Origin of the sequence: Nocardia sp. NBC_01329 (assembly GCF_035956715.1) — a bacterium.
Classification (GTDB): domain Bacteria; phylum Actinomycetota; class Actinomycetes; order Mycobacteriales; family Mycobacteriaceae; genus Nocardia.
The window spans coordinates 4513837-4533039 of the sequence record NZ_CP108381.1 but is presented as its reverse complement, the minus strand read 5'-3'; the positions used below and the strand labels follow the sequence as shown (position 1 = coordinate 4533039).

Sequence of the window (19203 nt, the reverse complement as noted above, 5' to 3'; positions counted from 1 at the left end):
CCGATGGGCGTGGACCGCCCGCGCGCGGACTGGGAGCCGGGGAAGTCTCCGAAGACATGTCGCCACGAGAGAAAGTCGAAGCGTCTTGACGATCAACGAGAGCACTGCGTCCGGAGCCGGGCACCAGGTGGATATGGCCGCAGGCAGGACCGTGACCGAGACGAATCGCACGCCGTTGCTGGACCGGTTGCGTGAAGGAACCCCGTACGCGCTCGCCTTCGGTGGACAGGGTGCGAGCTGGCTGGGCGAACTGGCCGAGATCGGTCGTGACGCCGCCCTGGAGCCCGAGCTCACTGCACTGGTCAACGAGGCGGCCACGCTGCTGGAACCCGTTGCGGACCAGCTTCTGACCGTCCGTCCGGTGGGATTCGACCCCGTCGCCTGGATGCTGGAGGACGACCTCGCCGACGACGAGACCGAAACGTCGGACGCACCGCCGGAGCGGGTGCTGCGGTCGGCGGCGGTTTCCATGCCCGGTGTGCTGCTGACCCAGCTGGCCGCCCTGCGCGCACTGCGGTTGCAGGGACTGGACCCGGCCGAGATCGCGCCGGTCGCGGTGGTCGGGCATTCGCAGGGACTGCTGGCGGCTGCCGCGGTGCGGGCGGCCGGTGAGCAGGACGCGGAGATTCTCGCGATCGCCCAGCTGGTCGGCGCGGCCGCCGGACTGGTCGCGCGGCGGCGCGGGCTGATGCCGATCGGGGATCGGTCGTCGATGGTCGCGGTGTCCAATGTCGATCCCGACGAACTGCGCGCCGTACTCGCCGAGGTATCGGCGGGCGTGGACCCGATGGTGGCCGCGGTGCTGTCGATCCGCAACGGCCGGCGCCGGGTGGTCCTGTCCGGAACCCCCGACCAGCTGCGCCGCGTACAGCAACGCTGTGCGCAGTTGCACGCCGAACAGGACCGGGAGCGCTCGGCCAAACAGCGCGGCGGCTCGGTATTCGCGCCGGTCTTCGAGGATCTCGAGATCGACGTCGCGTTCCACCACCCGGCGCTCACCGACACCGTCGAACTGGTCGCCGGCTGGGCCGGGCAGTGCGGGCTCGACACCGAACTCGCCGGGGAGCTGGCGCGCGACATCCTGGTCGAACCCGTCGACTGGGTCGCGACCGTGGACGCTGTGGTGACCTCCGGTGCCGAATGGATCCTGGACCTGGGCCCCGGCGACCTGCTCTCCCGGGTCAGCGGCAATTCGCTGAAGGGCAGCGGGGTAGGCATCATCGCGGCGGCCACCCGGACCGGTCAACGTAATCTGCTGACCCCGGGCGCGACCCCGGAGATCGCGCAGCCGTGGACCGCGTTCGCGCCCCGCCCGGTGCGGCTGCCCAACGGCCGTATCGTGGTCGAGACCGCGTTCACCAAACTCACCGGGCGTTCGCCCGTTCTGCTCGCGGGTATGACCCCGACCACGGTGGACGCGAAGATCGTCGCGGCCGCGGCCAATGCCGGGCACTGGGCGGAACTGGCCGGTGGCGGCCAGGTGACCGAGCAGATCTTCGCCGACCGCGTCGCGGATCTGCGGGAACTGCTGCACCCGGGACGGCAGGTGCAGTTCAATTCGCTGTTCCTGGACCCGTACCTGTGGAAACTGCAGCTGGGGGGTAAGCGGCTGGTTCAGCGGGCCCGCGCGGCGGGCGCTCCGTTCGACGGTGTGATCGTCACCGCCGGTATCCCGGAGCTCGAGGAAGCCGTCGCGCTGATCGCGGAACTGACCGAGGCGGGCATCAGCCACGTCGCGTTCAAACCGGGCACGGTCGCGCAGATCCGCGCGGTGCTCCGGATCGCCGGCGAGGTGCCGGACTATCCGGTGATCGTGCATATCGAGGGCGGTAAGGCCGGCGGGCACCACTCCTGGGAGGACCTCGACGATCTCCTGCTCGAGACCTACGCCGAACTGCGCACCCACGGAAACGTCGTGGTCTGCGTCGGCGGCGGGATCGGAACCCCGGAGCGGGCCACCGAATACCTGACCGGCACCTGGTCCGCGCCGCACGGCTACCCGGTGATGCCGCTGGACGGCGTGCTGGTCGGTACCGCGGCGATGGCGACGCTGGAGGCCACCACCACGCCCGAGGTGAAGCAGCTGCTGGTCGACACTCCCGGTACCCCGGACTGGGTGGGCGCGGGGACCGCGAACGGCGGAATGGCCTCGGGCCGTAGCCAGCTGGGCGCCGATATCCACGAGATCGACAATGCCGCCTCGCGGACCGGTCGCCTGCTCGACGAGGTGGCGGGAGACGCCGACGCGGTGGCCGAGCGTCGCGCCGAGATCATCGCCGCGCTGAACGGGACTGCCAAGCCCTACTTCGGTGATGCGGCGACCATGACCTACCTCGCCTGGCTCGAACGCTATGTGGATCTCGCGATCGGGCAGGAGCGTCGCCAGGATTTCGACTGTGGTACCGATCTCGGCGACGCGATCGCCGCGGCCACCCAGTCGGTGTGGCTGGACATCAGCTGGCGGGACCGGTTCGCCGAGATGCTGCGCCGCGCCGAGGCCCGGCTCGCGCCGGAGGACCGCGGTGAGATCGAATCGCTGTTCCGGGACGAGGATCTGGAAGATCCGGCGGCCGCACTCACCGCCCTGAGCGAGCGGTACCCCGCTGCCGCGCAGACCGTGCTGCATCCCGCGGACGTGCCGTTCTTCGTCACCCTGTGCAAGACCCCGGGCAAGCCGGTCAACTTCGTACCCGTGGTGGATCAGGACGTGCGGCGCTGGTGGCGTTCGGATTCGCTGTGGCAGGCACACGATCCGCGGTACTCCGCCGACCAGGTCTGCGTCATCCCGGGCACCGTCGCGGTCGCCGGGATCACCCGGGTGGACGAGCCGGTGGGCGAACTGCTGGACCGATTCGAGCAGGACACCGCCTACACACTGGTCCGCGATGGTGTGGCGCCGACCGCGGTCGATGCCCGCCGCGTGGCCTACGTGACCAGCGGCCCGATCGATGTGGTGCTGGCCGCGCCGGACGTGAGCTGGTCGGGCCGGGCCACCGTGAACCCCGTGCATCGCCTCGGTGATCTGCACGAGTGGACGGTGGACGAGAAGGGCGCGGTGCACCCGCCGACCGGAGCCACCCTCGTCGAGACCGAGGGTCCCGAAGCGGAGAACAACTACGTAGAACTGACCGTCCCGCTGTACGCGGGGCACGTGGTGCGTATCCGCATCACGGTTCCGGTGACCGTGTACAACGGCGGCGCGCCGGTGGTCACCGAATCCGATGCCGATGTGGCGATGTCCGCACTGCTGGGTGTGGCGGCCGGTCAGACGCTGCCCGAGGTGAAGGGTGGTGTCGCGCACCTCAATCTGGCCTGGACGCCGGATCTGGTCGCCGATCACGCCGGAGTCACCGGGGCCGGTCTGCCGGCGAATCTGAGCACCCTGGGCCGCACCGCGCCGGATGTCCTGGTGGGCGCGTGCTGGCCCGCGGTCTTCGCGGTACTCGGTGCGGCGCGGACCGGGGCCGATACCAGCGTGATCGAGGGCATGCTGGATCTGGTGCATCTCGACCACCGGATCGAGTTGCTGCGTGAACTCCCCGATGAGACCAGCATTCTCGTGGTGCGCGCCGTTTCCGGCGCCGTGATCGATACCGATCTCGGCCGAGTGGTCGAGGTGGAGGTCACCGTCGGTGAGATGCGTGACAAGGGCTTGGACGTGGTACCGCTGGCCCGGCTGGCCGAGCGTTTCGCGATCCGCGGACGGACCGGCGCGGGCGAACTGACCGATCCGCCGCGGGCAGCGGGCACGGTGAGCGACGAAGCCACCGAGACACCGCGCCGCCGGCGCCGGGACGTCACCATGATCGCCCCCCGGAGCATGGCCGCGTTCGCCGCGGTATCCGGCGACCACAACCCCATTCACACCAGTGACTCCGCGGCGAAACTCGCCGGGCTGGGTAGCCCGATCGTGCACGGGATGTGGCTGTCGGCCGCCGCGCAGCACGCGGTGTCCGCGGTGGACACGCAGGCGTCGGTGCCGGCGCGCACCGTGACCGCCTGGACCACCCGGTTCCTCGGCATGGTGCGGCCGGGCGCCGATATCGATGTCCGGGTGGAACGGGTCGCTGTCGACGCGGGTGACGAGATCGTCGAGGTCTCCTGCCGTGCCGGTGGAGATCTGGTGATGACCGCTACCGGTCGTACCGCCGCGCCGAAGACCGTCTACGCCTTCCCGGGCCAGGGCATCCAGCGCAAGGGAATGGGCCTGGACGCGCGGTCGCGGTCCAAGGCCGCCAAGGCCATCTGGGACCGGGCCGATAAGCACACCCGGGAAGCTTTGGGCTTCTCGATCCTGGCCGTGGTGCGGGACAACCCGACCTATCTGAAGGCGCGCGGGGTCGAGCACCGGCATCCGGACGGCGTGCTGCATCTGACCCAGTTCACCCAGGTCGCCATGGCGACCCTCGGTGTCGCACAGGTCGCGGAACTCCGCGAAGCCGGTGCGTTCGTGGAGGGTTCGCTGCTGGCCGGGCACTCGGTCGGTGAGTACAACGCTCTCGCCGCCGTGGCCGGTGTACTGCCGCTCGAGGCCGTCCTCGAGGTGGTCTTCCAGCGCGGTTCGGCCATGCACGAGCTGGTCCCGCGCGACGCACAGGGCCGCAGCGACTACCGGATGGCCGCGATCCGCCCCTCGCAGATCGGGCTGCCCGACGACGAGGTGATCGGTTTCGTCTCCGGCGTCGGCGAGCAGGTCGGTGAATTCCTGGAAGTGGTGAACCTGAACCTGCGGGGTTCGCAGTACGCCATCGCGGGCACCGTCGCCGGTCTGGAAGCGCTGGAGGCCGAGATCGATCGGCGGCGCGCCGAATTCGGCGGTAAGCGGGCCTTCATCCTGGTCCCGGGTATCGATGTGCCGTTCCATTCGACCGTGCTGCGCAAGGGCGTTCCGGAGTTCCGGGGCAAACTCGAGCAGTTGCTGCCCGAGGAGCTGCAGCCGGAGGTGCTGGTCGGACGCTATATCCCGAACCTCGTGCCGAAGCTGTTCTCGCTGGAGCGCGAGTTCGTCGCCGAGATCGCCGATCTGGTGCCCTCCGAACCGCTCGCGGCGGTGCTCGCCGATTTCGACTCCTGGGCGCAGCGGCCGAGCGAACTGTGCCGCGTGGTGCTGATCGAACTGCTGGCCTGGCAGTTCGCCAGCCCGGTGCGCTGGATCGAAACCCAAGATCTGCTGTTCGGTGACCTGGACGTGGAACGTTTCGTGGAGGTCGGGCTGGGTGCCACCCCGACGGTGGCGAACCTGGCGAGCCAGACACTGAAGCTTCCCGCTTTCGCCACGGCCACCGTGGAAGTGCTCAATATCGAGCGTGAGGCGGCGGTCGTGTACTCGACCGATACCGATCCGGCACCGGCGGACGATCCCGTGGAAGAGGTCGCCGACGCGCCCGCCGCCGCGGCCGCCCCGGCCGCGGCACCGGTGGCCGCGGCTCCCGCCGCGACCGGTGGACCGCGACCCGATGACATCACCTTCACCGCGGCCGACGCGACCCGGGTGTTGATCGCGCTGTGGACCAAACTCCGGATCGACCAGATCGGTCCCGTCGATACGATCGAGGGACTCTGCGACGGCGTGTCCTCGCGTCGTAATCAGCTGCTGGTCGATCTCGGATCAGAACTCTCGCTGGGCGCGATCGACGGTGCGGCCGACGCCGATATGGGTGCCCTCTCGGCGACCGTGGAACGTCTCGCCCGCACCTACAAGCCGTTCGGCTCGGTGCTCAGCGATTCGATCAGCGACCATCTGCGCAAGGTGTTCGGGCCGTCCGGTAAGCGGCCGGCCGCGATCGCCGAACGGGTGAAGAAGGTCTGGGAACTGGGTGAGGGCTGGGCCAGCCACATCACCGCCGAGGTCTCGCTCGGTACCCGCGAGGGCACCAGTGTGCGCGGCGGTGACCTGGGCGGTCTCGTCTCCGGTGCGCTCACCGACGGCGCCTCCGTGGATGCCGCGATCGACGCCGCCGTACAGGCGGTCGCGGCACGGCGCGGGGTCGCGGTATCGCTGCCCTCCGCGGGTGGGTCCGGCGGCGGCACCGTGGATGCCGCGGCGCTCGGCGAGTTCACCGAGCAGATCACCGGCAAGGACGGTGTGCTGGCTTCCGCGGCTCGGCTGGTGCTGGAACAGCTCGGCCTGAGCGAGCGGTCCTCGGCCCCGGAAGCCACCGAGGACGGCCTCGTCGATCTGGTGTCGGCCGAACTGGGTTCGGACTGGCCGCGGCTGGTCGCCCCGGCATTCGACGCGCGCAAGGCGCTGCTCATCGACGACCGGTGGGCCACCGCGCGTGAGGATCTGGCCCGCCTGTGGCTGGGTGACGACGCCGTGACCGCGCAGCTGCCGGTCACCGGTTTCGCCGGTGCCGGCGAAGCCGTTGCCGCGCAGGCCGACTGGTGGCGGCAGCGGGCCGTGCACGAGGCGCGTTCGGTGCTCGCCGGTCACTTCGAGCAGATCGCCACGGCGGCGCGCGACAGCGCCGAAGCCGGCGAGTGGGCCGATGAGGTCGCGGTGATCACCGGTGCGAGCAAGGGGTCCATCGCCGCCGCGCTGGCCGGTCGCCTGCTCGGTGGCGGCGCGACCGTGGTGGTCACCACCTCACGTCTCGACGACACCCGGCTCGGCTTCTACCGCGACCTCTACCGCGCCAACGCCCGCCACGGTGCGGCCCTGTGGGTTGTTCCGGCGAATATGGCCTCCTACACCGATATCGACGCTCTCATCGACTGGGTCGGTACCGAACAGGTGGACAACGCCGGTGGTGCCAAGATCAAGACCAAGGACGCGCTGACCCCCACCCTGCTGCTGCCGTTCGCGGCGCCGCGGGTCTCCGGCTACCTCTCCGACGCCGGCGCCCGCGCCGAAATGGAGATGCGGGTACTGCTGTGGTCGGTCGAGCGGTTGATCGGTGGTCTGTCCACCCTGGGCGCCGACCACGATGTAGACGCGAAACTGCATGTGGTGCTGCCCGGTTCGCCCAACCGCGGACTGTTCGGCGGTGACGGCGCCTACGGCGAGGCCAAGGCCGCGCTGGACGCTGTGGTCGCCAAGTGGCGGGCCGAGAAGTCGTGGTCGAGCCGGGTCACCCTGGTGCACGCGCTGATCGGCTGGGTCCGGGGCACCGGGCTCATGGGCCATAACGATCCCATGGTCGACGCGGTCGAACAGGCCGGTGTACAGACCTGGTCCACCGACGAGATCGCCGGTGAACTGCTGAACTGGGCGACCGCGCAGGCCCGTGAGGTCACCGCGACGGCTCCGCGACAGGTCGACCTCACCGGCGGACTGGCCGACGCAGACCTGGATCTGGCCGCCCTGGCGAAGCAGGCTCAGGAGGCCGCGGATGCCGAGGAGACCGACGCGGCCGACGAGTCGGATGCGCCGCGGATCCCCGCGCTGCCCGCGCCGCCGGCGCTGAGCTCGGCCCTGCCCGTCCCCGAATGGGGCGCGGTCACCACCGATCTCGCCGATATGGTCGTCATCGTCGGTGCCGGTGAGCTCGGACCGTACGGGTCCGCGCGGACCCGGTTCGAGATGGAGGTCTCCGACGAACTGTCGGCGGGCGGCGTCCTGGAGCTGGCCTGGACCACCGGCATGGTGACCTGGGAGAACGATCCCAAGCCGGGTTGGTACGACACCGAATCCGGTGATCTCGTACCGGAACACGAACTGGCCGAGCGCTATCACGACGCGGTCGTCGAGCGGTGCGGTATCCGCCGCTACGCCGACGACGGTGCCATGGTCGACAACAGCAGCCCGCTGATGACCTCGGTGTTCCTGGATCAGGATCTGTCGTTCACGGTCGGCGGCGAGGCCGAGGCGCGTGCCTTCTACGCGGCCGGCCCCGAGCACACAGTCATCACCCCGGTCGCCGATTCCGGTGACTGGACGGTGACCCGCAAGGCCGGCACCGAGATCCGGGTGCCGCGCCGGGCGAACCTGTCCCGGACCGTCGGCGGGCAGATCCCGACCGGCTGGGATCCCACCGTCTGGGGTATTTCCGCCGATATGGCGTCCTCGATCGATCGGGTCGCGCTGTGGAACATCGCCTGCACCGTCGACGCGTTCGTCGGGTCCGGATTCAGCCCGTCGGAGCTGATGGGCTGGGTGCACCCGAGCCTGGTGGCCAACACCCAGGGCACCGGGATGGGCGGTATGTCGTCGATGCGTTCGCTCTACGTCGACAATCTGCTCGGCGAGCCGCGCCCCAACGACATCCTGCAGGAGGCGCTGCCCAACGTCGCGCTGGCGCATGTGGTGCAGTCCTACGTCGGCAGCTACGGCGCCATGGTGCATCCGGTCGCGGCCTGCGCCACCGCCGCAGTATCGGTGGAGGAAGGCGTCGACAAGATCAAGCTCGGTAAGGCCGAGGTGGTCGTGGCCGGTGGCTTCGACGATCTCGGTATCGAGGGCATCGTCGGCTTCGGCGATATGTCGGCCACCGCGGATTCGGCGGCCATGAGCGCCAAGGGCATCAGCGACCGCTACTTCTCCCGCGCCAACGACCGCCGTCGCGGCGGATTCGTGGAATCGCAGGGCGGTGGCACCGTACTGCTGGCTCGCGGTGATGTGGCGCTGGAACTGGGTCTGCCGGTGCTCGGTGTGGTCGCCTACGCTCAGTCCTTCGCCGACGGCGTGCACACCTCCATCCCGGCGCCCGGCCTGGGCGCCCTGGGAGCGGGCCGGGGCGGCCGGGAATCCCGTTTCGCCGCGGAACTGCGCAAACTCGGTGTCGGCCCGGACGATATCGCGGTGGTGTCCAAACACGACACCTCCACCGCGGCCAACGATCCGAACGAGTCCGAACTGCACGAGCGGCTGGCCGCGGCCGTCGGCCGGTCCACGGGCGCCCCGCTGTTCGTGGTCTCGCAGAAGAGCCTCACCGGGCATGCCAAGGGTGGTGCCGCCGCGTTCCAGCTGATCGGTCTGTGCCAGGTGCTGGAGAGCGGTGTGGTCCCGCCGAACCGCAGCCTGGACTGCGTGGACGAGAAGATGGCGGAGTACCCGCATCTGGTGTGGGTGCGTGAGGCGTTGCGCTTCGGCGACCGGTTCCCGCTCAAGGCCGGTCTGGTCACCTCGCTCGGCTTCGGGCATGTGTCCGGTCTCCTCGCGATCGTGCACCCCGAGGCGTTCGTCCAGGCGATCGAGCCGGAGCGCCGGGCGCAGTACCAGCGCCGGGCGCAGGAACGGCTGCTCGCGGGCCGGCAGCGGATCGTCGAGGCGATGTGCGGTGGCGCGGCGCTCTACGAGCGTCCGGCCGACCGGCGTCTCGGCGGTGACGGCACTCCGGCGGCGCGGATTCGCGGTCTCGAGGCCGATATGCTGCTGTCCGAGGATGCCCGGCTCGGTGCCGGCGGGATCTACCAGGTCGGTGGAGCCGGTTGCGAGACCGGACAGTTCACCGGTGGCGGTTCCGATGCCGACTCCGCCGGCACACCGTAGGCTGCGCGACTGTGACAATCCTCGGAATCGGCTTGGACCTGGTGACCATCTCCGAGTTCGCCGAACAATTGGACCGTGCCGGAACGACCATGCTCAGGGAGAGTTTCACCGCCGGTGAGCGGCGATACTGCCAGAGCAAGGCCACCGATCCGGCCCGCAGTTACGCGGCGCGGTGGGCGGCGAAGGAGGCTGTGCTCAAAGCCTGGGCCTCCTCCCGGTTCGCCCGTCGCCCGCAGATCGGGGACAACCCGTACCCGCTGATCGAGGTCGTCAACGACGCCTGGGGCAGGCCTAGCATCAAATTGCACGGCCTGGCCGCGGAGTTCCTGCCGCGGGTTCGGGTGCACCTGTCGCTCACCCACGACGGTGATACGGCGGCCGCGATGGTGGTGCTGGAGGACCCGGGCGAACTCGCCGATCTGATCGAGGGTCGGTCGGCGGAGAACTGACGAAGACAACGAACGGCCCGCGGTGGTGGTGGCTTCGAGAAGACGTCGAACACTGCCCGATGGTCAGGTAGACGGTAGACAACGCGGAAGGCTCGGCTGTGCCACCACAGCCGAGCCTTTCGCGTCGCCCGCACAGCCGAGCCTTTCGCGTCGCCCGGGCGATCAGTTGCCGGGCGATGATCCGCTACCTGGGCCAGAGCCTCAGTGCCCGAACGGTTCCCACCTACGGGAGATAGGAGCGCAGGAGAGGGAGCAGGATGTCCTAGAGCTTCCGAGGATCCAGGAGAGACGCCGATGACCACATCTCATCCCCTGACTCTCGCAGGCCTGTTGGCCGGGCATGCCCGGGACCGCGGCGGATCTCGCGCGGTCAGCGCGCCCGCCGGGTCGCAGACCTATGCGGAGTTCGCCGGGGACGTGGCGCGGATCGCGGACCGGCTGCACGCTGCCGGTCTGCGCCGGGAAGACCGGGTGGCGGTGCTCGCGCACAACGACTTGGCCTACGTCCAGCTCGTCTACGCTGCCTCCTGGGCCGGTATCGTGCTGGTCGGCCTGAACTGGCGGCTGGCGGCGGACGAGCTCCGGGCTGTTCTGGACGATTGCAAACCCTCCCTTCTCTTCGCCGATCAGGAGTTGGCACCCGGTGCGGACCCCGGGTGCCCGGTGGTCCGGCTGGACAGATCCGAAGAAGGTTCCGACTTCGAGCGCTGGTATGCCACGGGAGATTCCGGCCGGGCGCCGGATGTCCACCAGACCGACGAGTCCCTCGTGCTGCTGGCCTACACGACCGGCACCACGGGCGAGCCCAAGGGCGTCCAGCTCGTCGAGCGAAATCTGCGGGAGATGGCCCAGCATGCGGCGGCGGCCTGGGCGCTGCACCCGGAGATGCGGTACATGGCCTGCCTGCCGCTGTTCCGGATGAGCGGGATGAGCTCGGTGATGTGCTGTGTGCACCTGGGCGGTGAGGTGGTCATCCCGTCGGGGAGCTCGCTCGCCGAGATCGCCGGCGCCGTCGAGGAGCGGCGTGTCACCCACACCAGCCTGGTGCCGACCCTGCTGAACAGCCTGGTTGCCGAGAAGGCCGCCGAAACCTTCGACCTGTCCAGTCTCGAGGTGATCATCTACGGCTCGGCGCCCTCGACCGGCTCGATGATCGAGCAGGCGATGGAGATGCTGCCACAGACCGGCTTTTCGCACGGTTACGGCTTGACCGAAACCTGTGCCGGGGTGGCGATCGCGCCGACCCTTCGCCGGGGGGAGGTCGACCGGCATCCGGGCAGCGTCGGCACCGTCGCGCCCAACTGTGAGTGCCGAATCGTCGATGTTTCCACCGGTCGCGATGTCGGCACCGGTGCGGATGGCGAGATCTGGCTGCGGACGCCGCAATTGACCACAGGCTATTGGAACAAACCGGCGGAGACCGCGGCGGCGATATCCGCCGACGGCTGGTTCCGTACCGGCGATATCGGGATGATCGACGCCGACGGATTCCTCTACGTCCGCGATCGGCTCAAGGACATGATCATCCTGGGCGGCGAGAACGTCTACTCGGTCGAGGTCGAGAACGCGATCGGCGCGCACCCCGCGGTGCTCGAGACCGCCGTCGTCGGCGTACCGCACCCGCACTGGGGTGAGACGGTCAAAGCGGTCGTGGTGCTGCGTCGGGGTCAAGAGCTCGACGAGTCGGAACTGCTCGGCTGGCTCGAGGGTCGGCTTGCCCATTACAAGTGCCCGAGGATCGTCGAGTTCGTGGGTGATCTCCCCAAGGCGGGGAGCGGCAAGGTCCTGAAACGTGAACTCAGAGAAGGCAAGGGCTGACATGCCCGAAGTGCCTGTCGCGGATTCCCTGTAGGTTGTCCCGGCCGGACGGGACGGAACCGCCGTGCGTGACGGGTGAGATCAGCGTTGACTGGCGGTGCGGGATTCCTTCTCCGCGACCAGGAGATAGGCGACCATGAGCCGTTTGAGTTCGGCGACCGCGTCGGCGTGACTCTGTTCGTCCTGCACCGAGAAATTCATCATCGAATACACCACGTGCACCAGTACCTCGGCCATCATGGTGCGCCGGGCACGTGGCGTCCGGGGGGTCAGCGGTCGCAGCATCTGCGAGACGACCTCGGCGAACTCCTTCTCGTGGATGGCGCCGGTCGCCCGGGTGGACGGAGTGGACTGCATGGCCAGCCACACTTCGCGCCGGGACGGATCGGTCATCCAGAGGCTGGCCAGATGGTCGACGAACTGGTTCATATGCCGCAGCCAGTCCAGCGACGGGATCTCGCCGTGGAAATCGGCGAGTTCCTGCGATACCGCCACCAGGTCCTGCCGATTGAGCTCGCAGACGATCACGTACTTGTTGGCGAAGAACTGGTACAGGGTGCCGATGGGCACTTCTGCCCGCGCGGCGACCTCTTCGCAGGTGAACGACTCGAAACCGACCTCCACCAGCAGTTCGCGCGACGACTGCAGCAGCGCGTCGAACTTGCGTTTACTGCGTTCCTGGGTCGGACGCCGGCGCGGCATCAGTTCTTGCGGGTCGTCCTGAAGTTCCAGCGCAGGGTCCGGACGCCGTTTGGCCCTGGCCTCCGTCCGTACGTTCACCTGTCCCAGGCTAGCGGTTGCGGGAAACCAGTGGTGCAGAGTGCGGAACTGTGACGGTGAGTCTGTCATGTCTCACCACGGAAATACCGCCGCACCGGGTATGCGACACCGGCGGTTCGGTACGCCGGTCCGGCGGATTCGGCGTTATCCGCGGGTGCGTCTGCGGAAGAGGACCAGTGCCGCGACGTACCCCACCGCGGCGATTCCGCCCCACCAGGCGAGCGCGAGAACGGCGCTGTTGCCGATCGGGGTTCCTACCAGTAAACCGCGCAAGGTTTCGATCACCGGCGTCACAGGCTGGTGCTCGGCGAAACCGCGCAGCCAGCTCGGCATGGTCTCCGGCGGTACGAATGCGCTGCTGATATAGGGGAGGAACATCGCGAAGACGGTGAATCCGTTGGCGGCCTCGGGACTGCCGGCGATCAGCCCGAAACAGGCCGATACCCAGGACAGCGCCAGCACGATCAGCGCGAGGAGCGCCGCCGCCGCGAGCCAGCGCACCGGATCGGCGGTGGGGCGGAAACCGATGGCCAGCGCCACACCCACGACTACCGCGCCGGCCGCCATATTGCGCAGCAGGCTTTCGGCGATATGGCCGGTCAAGAACGCGGACCGGCTGATGGCCATGGTGCAGAACCGCGCCACGATCCCTTCGGTGATATCCACCGAGACGCCGACCGCGGTGGCCGCGGAGCCGAAACTGGCGCACAGCAGGATGATTCCGGGTACGACATAGTCCACGAAGGTGCCGTCGCCGACGTCCATGGCGCCACCGAAAACATAGACGAACATGAGCAGGATGATGATCGGCAGGGCCAGTGTGCTGATCAACGCGTCGGGGCTGCGCAGCGTGTGGCGGATATTGCGGCCGGTCATGGTGGCCGCGTCCTGGGCGCTGTGGGTGAAGGTGGTCACTCGTGTGGCTTTCTGTGGCTGGTGGAGAGGGCGATTTCGGAACGGGTCAGGACGCGGCCGGAACCGGTTCGGCGGGACGGCTGGTGAGCGCGAAGAACACATCGTCGAGGTCGGGTGTGTGCACGCTCAGTCGCGCGACGGCGATGTCGAGGTCGGTGAATTCGTCGAGCAGATATTTGAGGTGGGTGACGCTGCCGTCGGACGGGACCTGCAGGGTGAGTTCGTCCGGATCGGTTTCGGGGTGACCGGTCGCCCGGGCGGCGGCGGCCAGTGCCGCCCGGTCAGCGAAACGGAACAGGATATGGCCGCCGGGAGTGAGTTGTTTGAGTTCGGCGGCGGTGCCGTCGGCCACGATCCGGCCGTCGTGCAGGACCGCTATCCGGTCGGCGAGTTGATCGGCCTCCTCCAAGTATTGGGTGGTGAGGAAAACCGTGACGCCGTCGCCGACCAGTTCTCGGATCACCTGCCACAGTTCGCGTCGGCTGCGCGGGTCGAGGCCCGTGGTGGGCTCGTCCAGGAAGACCACCTCCGGCCGCCCCATCAGGCTCATGGCCAGATCGAGGCGGCGGCGCATTCCGCCGGAGTAGGTGCTGGTGGGCCGGTTTGCGGCCTCGGTGAGTTCGAAGCGTTCCAGTAGATCGCTGGTGCGCTGCCGGACTTCGGCCCGGTTCAGGTGGAGTAGTCGCCCGACCATGTGCAGGTTCTCGGTGCCGGTGAGGACTTTGTCCAGGGCCGCGTACTGACCGGTGACCCCGATGGCGGCGCGTACCCGGTCGGGTTCGCGGATCGGATCGTGGCCGGCTACCCGGATCGTTCCGGTGTCCGGGCTGGTCAGTGTGGCGAGGATGCGGACCATCGTGGTCTTCCCGGCGCCGTTGGGGCCGAGTAGTGAGAACACCGATCCGCGGGTGATGTCGAGGTCGATGTCGTCGAGTACGCGGTGGTCACCGAAGGCTTTGCCGAGCCCGGTGAGGGAGATGGCGGGTGGGGTGGTCATGGTGGACTCCGTTCAAGAAACTGCATGCCTCATAAACTGTATATAGCATATATTTTGATTAGAGAGTACACAGTTGTATCCGGGGCGCAAGCCCGTCCCGGAACAGATGGGATAGGAATGAGGGGCATCGGCGCGGGACTATGGCACGGTGCTCGAGCCCGGACAATCGGGCGCAGCGATCAGAACGGAAGAGGTCGATAACGATGTCGAGCGCAGCCGAACCCGAACCGGACAAGCAACCACGATCGGCCGGGGAAACGGCGTCCGAACCGGAGGCGGCGCGGCCTGGCGGCGAAGGTCCACCGCTGCCGAAATCGGTCGAGCTGATGTGGGGTCTCGCGCCCGCGGGCACTCGCGGACCCCGCCGCGGGCTGAGTCTGGAACAGATCGTCGACGCCACGATCGAACTCGCCGACGAGAGCGGATTCGCCGCGCTGTCGATGAACAAGGTCGCCGAGCGGCTCGGGTTCACCGCGATGTCGCTCTACCGCTACGTCGACAGCAAGGCGACCCTGCTGGAGATCGCGTTCGACCGGGTGGTCGGGACGCCGCCCGTCATCGCGGCCGGTACCCCTTGGCGCAGCGCGCTGGAACTGTGGGCGCAGGAGGAATATCGGCTGATCAGTCGGCATCCGGGCTGGCTCAGCGCGCCCATGAGCGCGCCGCCGCTGGGCCCGAACAATATGGCCTGGCTGGAGACGGGCCTGGCCGCGCTGGGGCAGACCCGCGTACCCGAGCCCATGAAACTGCAGTTGGTGATGAACTTGTCGCTGTACGTGATCGGCCGCGCACGGCTGGCGGCGGAAATCGAACCGGAGAAAGACGAATCCGAAGGTGACTGGGCGATCGTCGACCGCGTGCTCGACCCCGAACGATTTCCCGCCCTCACCGCCGCCGTGCGGGCCCAGGCCTTCGAACAGGAGCAGGAATCGTGGGGAGACCTGTTCTTCGACAACGGGCTGACGCTACTGCTCGACGGCTACGAGCGGTTCGTCGCGTCCTACGAGTGACCACCCGGGCCGGGCCCGGGTGGTGCCGGGCTCACACGGAGAGATCGCGGCGCAATTTGGCGACATGCCCGGTAGCGCGCACATTGTACTGTGCCACTTCGATTTTGCCCTCGGCGTCGACGAGGAAGGTCGAGCGGATGACGCCGGTCACCTGCTTGCCGTACATGGTCTTCTGACCGAACGCTCCCCATGCGGTGAGTACCGCCCGGTCGGGATCGGACAGCAGCGGGAAGTTCAATTTCTCCGCATCCCGGAACTTGGCGAGCTTCGCCGGTTTGTCGGGGGAGATACCGATCACCTCTAGACCTGCGGAGTTCAGCTCGCCGAGGTTGTCGCGGAAGTCGCAGGCCTGTTTCGTGCAACCGGGCGTGCTCGCGGCCGGGTAGAAGTACACCACGACCTTGCGGCCGCGGTAATCGGCGAGCGATACCTCCTTGCCGTCGGCATCGGGGAGGGTGAAATCGGGCGCCGGGTCGCCGGGGGAGAGTCGCTGGTTGTCGGTCACCCTCGCTACCGTATCCGAACCGTTCGGCTCCCGAATCCGGATACGCGAGGTGGCCCGGCGCCGACGCCGGGCAGGGCGGGGCGATGCGGTAGCGGCCGTCATGAGCGCGGATACACTCGAGCCCGAACCCCGGCGCGGTCCGGTGACAGCGCGGTCCGGGGGCGATCATCGGCCGCCGGAGAACGCGGCAGACCAGTTACAGGAGGCGTGAAGGTGGCAAAGGATACCGAGCGGATCGAGCAGGAGATCGAGGCCGCGCGGGAGCGGCTGGCCGGCACTCTGGACGAGATCGCCGTGCGGGCCGATCCGCAGCGGATCGCCGAGGGTACCAAGCAGTTGGCACTTGCCAAGGTGAACGAGCCGAAAGTGAAGTACACCCTGATCGGTGTGGGTGTCCTCGCGGTGGGCGCGCTGCTGTTCAAGATCCTGCGCTGATCCGGGTACCGGCCCGGAATACAGAACACCCGGTGACAGAACCTCTGTCACCGGGTGTTCGCGCGCAGTAACCGTGGATCAGACGGTGGGGCAAGCGAACCCGTCGCCGTCGGGATCCAGGTGGGGGCCGAAACCGGGCTCACCGCGGAAAATCGGCGCCCGGCCCGCGGCGCGTGCTTCATCACAGTTCTTGAAGGCGCCGCCCGCCGAACCGGTCTGCGTCAGCTGGGCCGATCCGGTCGCGCCCAGTACGGCGTCGGCCGCGGAGGAACCGGTGCCGGCCAGGGAGGGCAGCGGGATGGCGCTCGCAGCGGGAGCGGCCAGAAAAGTCAGCCCCGCGGCGGCGGCACTGACATAGAGCTGGCGTACGTTCATGAATTCCTCTATGTCTGCTGGGGAGTGGATCTGCGTTCGACAAGAGAACGCGCGGCTCCCACTGTTGTGAGGGCCAGGTCGATTGTCAACTCGTATGGCCTGGATAAGACAGGAGAAAATGGGCGCGGGGTTGGGTACTCCCCGGATGCTGTGCCGCCCACGACGCAGTGGCGCAAGTCCCCCGCAGTACGGGGAGGTTTCGCCGGAGACAACACATTGTGATAGGGATGCATGCTATGTCCGAGGCTCGTACTCCGCTGCTGTTACTCGACCCACCCCGGGCCGGCCGGAGAAAGCGATAGGTCGGGGAAAGCAGTTGTTGCGAATCAAGGACGGCGCTGTCTCCGGTGACCCTTCCGCGTCACCCCCGGCCCCGGCGCCCGCGGCCCGCTCGGCGGATTATCGGCTGGATCTGGACGGTCTGCGCGGGATAGCGATCGCGCTCGTCGTCGCTTTCCACGTCTGGTACGGCAAGGTTTCCGGCGGGGTCGACATCTTCCTGGTGCTCTCGGGTTTCTTCTACACCGGCATGCTGCTGCGTCAGGCGGAACGGACCGGCGCGGTGGGGTTGCGGCAGACGGCGGTGCGTACCGCGCGGCGCCTGCTTCCCGCGCTGATGGTGGTGCTGGCAGTGGTGGCCGTGGCCACAGTGTTGTACCGGCCGTACTCGACCTGGGGCAATATGTCCGGTCAGACCATCGCCACCGCCTTCTATTACCAGAACTGGTATCTGGCGCAGGCCGCGGAAAGTTATCTGGCCGCAGATCCCTCGGTCAGCCCCCTGCAGCACATGTGGTCGATGGCCGTACAGGGACAGTTCTATCTCGCCATCGCGGTGCTACTGGCGGTGGTGGCCTGGGTGTGCGGCCGGCTGGGCCGGGCCGCTGCGGTCCGTCCGACGATTGCGGTGCTGGCGCTGGTGCTGGGTACCGGTTCCTTCGTCTATGCCGCCCTGTGGATGACGAAGGCCCAGGAATGGACCTACTACGACAGCGGCGCCCGCGCCTGGGAGCTGCTGACCGGTGCGCTGCTGGCCGCGGTGCTCCCGTGGGTGCGTATCACCGCCGCCCGATCCGCGCGCATCGCGCTGACCGTCCTCGCGTCCGCCGGACTTCTGGCGGTCCTCGTCTGCGGTGTGCTCTTCGACGGTGCCCGCCAGTTCCCGGGTCCGGCCGCGCTGTTCCCGGTGGGCGCGGCGGTCGCGCTGATCGTCGCGGGTGTCCGGACCGAGACCGGCTGGCGGTCGGTGGTGTCGCGGCTGCTCGCTTCCCGTCCGATGGTCGAACTGGGAGCGGTCGCGTATTCGCTGTACCTGTGGCACTGGCCGCTGCTCATCTACTACCTGGTGCAGACCGGGAAACCGCATGCCGGCCTCAGCGGGGGGCTGATGGTCATCGCGGTATCGCTGGTGCTGGCGGTACTCACCAACAAGTTCGTCGAGGAGCCGCTGCGCCTGCGGTCCGGGCGCGCGATCATGACACCGGTCTGGCAGCGCCGTATCCCGGCCGTCGCGGTGAGCGTGGTCGGTCTGCTCGTTCTCGGCTCCTGTATCTCGTGGCAGGTGGTGATGGCGCGCACGCCGTCGGAACCGGTGGAAGCGCTCCCGGTCAACGAATATCCGGGTGCGGAGGCACTGTTCGCCGGTGCGGCGGTTCCGGCGGCGAAACTGCGGCCTTCCATCCTGGAGGCATCGAACGATCTGCCGGCCCCGACCCGCGACGGCTGTATCTCCGACTGGTTCAACAAGGAGATAGTGACCTGCACCTACGGTGATCCGAACGGGTCGCGCACCGTCGCCATGGTCGGTAACTCCCATGCCGAGCACTGGATGCCCGCCATGGATGCCCTGGCCCAGGTACACGACATCAAAGTCGTCGTCTATCTGAAAATGGGCTGTTCGCTGAACATCCGCGACGACGCGCAGTACCGGGGTCTGGATATCTCCGACTGCCGCGACTGGTCCCGGCAAGTGATCGACCTGCTCGCCTCCGATCCACCGGATTGGGTGTTCACCACCGCCACTGCGCCCATCTGGCCCAGCGGGGGCGATATGGTGCCGGCCGAGTACCTCGACGTGTGGGCGGCACTGTCGGAACGGAATCTGAACGTGCTGGCGGTCCGCGACACTCCCTGGTTACGCAGCCCCACCGGTATCCGCTACAGCGCGGTGGACTGCCTGGCCGCAGGTGGTGACAGCGCGACCTGCGGTATGCAGCGGGCTACGGCACTGGCGCCGGTGAACCCCGCGCTGGCGCATGCCGCGGCGTTCCCGAACATGCGCCCGCTGGATCTCACCGATTCGGTGTGCGGGCCCGAGGTCTGCCGGGTGGTGGAGGGGAATGTGCTCGTCTACCACGATGAACACCATCTCAGCGCCAGTTACGCCCGGACGCTGGCTCCCGAGCTGGAACGGCAGATCGGGGTGGCCACCGGCTGGTGGTGAGCGGTACCGGCCCGGTGCGCCGAGCCACCCGCCGCCGAGGCGGGTG

11 protein-coding genes are annotated in these 19203 nt (G+C 68.3%); 6 read left to right on the top strand and 5 right to left on the bottom strand.

The window, feature by feature from the left end; translation table 11 throughout:
- The first annotated feature begins 85 nt into the window (after positions 1-85).
- The 3 genes from OG405_RS20430 to OG405_RS20420 all read left to right on the top strand — a co-directional run bounded on the left by OG405_RS20430 (position 86) and on the right by OG405_RS20420 (position 11697).
- Positions 86-9430: a fatty acid synthase subunit beta domain-containing protein gene (locus tag OG405_RS20430; protein ID WP_442790587.1), complete on the top strand. Its 9345-nt coding sequence runs from the start codon at positions 86-88 to the stop codon at positions 9428-9430.
- Between the two features lie 11 nt (positions 9431-9441).
- Positions 9442-9879 (top strand): holo-ACP synthase AcpS, encoded by a 438-nt coding sequence (gene acpS, locus OG405_RS20425; protein ID WP_327148073.1) that lies wholly within the window; start codon positions 9442-9444, stop codon positions 9877-9879.
- Between the two features lie 294 nt (positions 9880-10173).
- The gene (locus OG405_RS20420; RefSeq protein ID WP_327148072.1) at positions 10174-11697 is read left to right on the top strand and encodes a class I adenylate-forming enzyme family protein; all 1524 of its coding nucleotides are present in this window, start codon (positions 10174-10176) and stop codon (positions 11695-11697) included.
- An 81-nt stretch (positions 11698-11778) separates the two neighbouring features.
- Here the strand turns inward: OG405_RS20420 and OG405_RS20415 are convergent, their stop codons facing one another.
- The 3 genes from OG405_RS20415 to OG405_RS20405 all read right to left on the bottom strand — a co-directional run bounded on the left by OG405_RS20415 (position 11779) and on the right by OG405_RS20405 (position 14389).
- Positions 11779-12399: a TetR/AcrR family transcriptional regulator gene (locus tag OG405_RS20415; RefSeq protein WP_058855195.1), complete on the bottom strand. Its 621-nt coding sequence runs from the start codon at positions 12397-12399 to the stop codon at positions 11779-11781.
- A 222-nt stretch (positions 12400-12621) separates the two neighbouring features.
- On the bottom strand, positions 12622-13353 hold the full coding sequence (locus OG405_RS20410) for an ABC transporter permease (RefSeq protein ID WP_327152425.1): 732 nt from the start codon (positions 13351-13353) through the stop codon (positions 12622-12624).
- 85 nt (positions 13354-13438) lie between these two features.
- Positions 13439-14389: an ATP-binding cassette domain-containing protein gene (locus OG405_RS20405; protein ID WP_327148071.1), complete on the bottom strand. Its 951-nt coding sequence runs from the start codon at positions 14387-14389 to the stop codon at positions 13439-13441.
- A gap of 203 nt (positions 14390-14592) precedes the next feature.
- Between OG405_RS20405 and OG405_RS20400 the strand changes: the two genes are divergently transcribed.
- Positions 14593-15399, top strand: a complete 807-nt coding sequence (locus OG405_RS20400) for a TetR/AcrR family transcriptional regulator (protein ID WP_327148070.1) — start codon at positions 14593-14595, stop codon at positions 15397-15399.
- A 31-nt stretch (positions 15400-15430) separates the two neighbouring features.
- Here OG405_RS20400 and bcp read toward each other — a convergent pair whose 3' ends face one another.
- Positions 15431-15904 carry a thioredoxin-dependent thiol peroxidase gene (bcp, locus tag OG405_RS20395; protein ID WP_327148069.1) on the bottom strand — a complete coding sequence of 158 codons (474 nt, stop codon included), beginning with the start codon at positions 15902-15904 and terminating at the stop codon, positions 15431-15433.
- Between the two features lie 213 nt (positions 15905-16117).
- Here bcp and OG405_RS20390 point away from each other — a divergent pair, with 213 nt between their 5' ends.
- On the top strand, positions 16118-16339 hold the full coding sequence (locus OG405_RS20390; protein ID WP_058855232.1) for a DUF3618 domain-containing protein: 222 nt from the start codon (positions 16118-16120) through the stop codon (positions 16337-16339).
- Positions 16340-16417: 78 nt separating this feature from the next.
- Here the strand turns inward: OG405_RS20390 and OG405_RS20385 are convergent, their stop codons facing one another.
- Positions 16418-16714 (bottom strand): excalibur calcium-binding domain-containing protein, encoded by a 297-nt coding sequence (locus OG405_RS20385; protein WP_327148068.1) that lies wholly within the window; start codon positions 16712-16714, stop codon positions 16418-16420.
- Positions 16715-17030: 316 nt separating this feature from the next.
- Between OG405_RS20385 and OG405_RS20380 the strand changes: the two genes are divergently transcribed.
- Positions 17031-19157 (top strand): acyltransferase family protein, encoded by a 2127-nt coding sequence (locus tag OG405_RS20380; RefSeq protein ID WP_327148067.1) that lies wholly within the window; start codon positions 17031-17033, stop codon positions 19155-19157.
- Positions 19158-19203 lie beyond the last annotated feature (46 nt).

Bases quoted from the DNA above. Each gene is read 5' to 3' on its own strand.
- OG405_RS20400 (WP_327148070.1), top strand. From the start codon at position 14,593: ATGTCGAGCGCAGCCGAACCCGAACCGGACAAGCAACCACGATCGGCC.
- OG405_RS20420 (WP_327148072.1), top strand. From the start codon at position 10,174: ATGACCACATCTCATCCCCTGACTCTCGCAGGCCTGTTGGCCGGGCAT.
- OG405_RS20415 (WP_058855195.1), bottom strand. From the start codon at position 12,399: ATGCCGCGCCGGCGTCCGACCCAGGAACGCAGTAAACGCAAGTTCGAC.
- OG405_RS20405 (WP_327148071.1), bottom strand. From the start codon at position 14,389: ATGACCACCCCACCCGCCATCTCCCTCACCGGGCTCGGCAAAGCCTTC.
- OG405_RS20385 (WP_327148068.1), bottom strand. From the start codon at position 16,714: ATGAACGTACGCCAGCTCTATGTCAGTGCCGCCGCCGCGGGGCTGACT.
- OG405_RS20410 (WP_327152425.1), bottom strand. From the start codon at position 13,353: ATGACCGGCCGCAATATCCGCCACACGCTGCGCAGCCCCGACGCGTTG.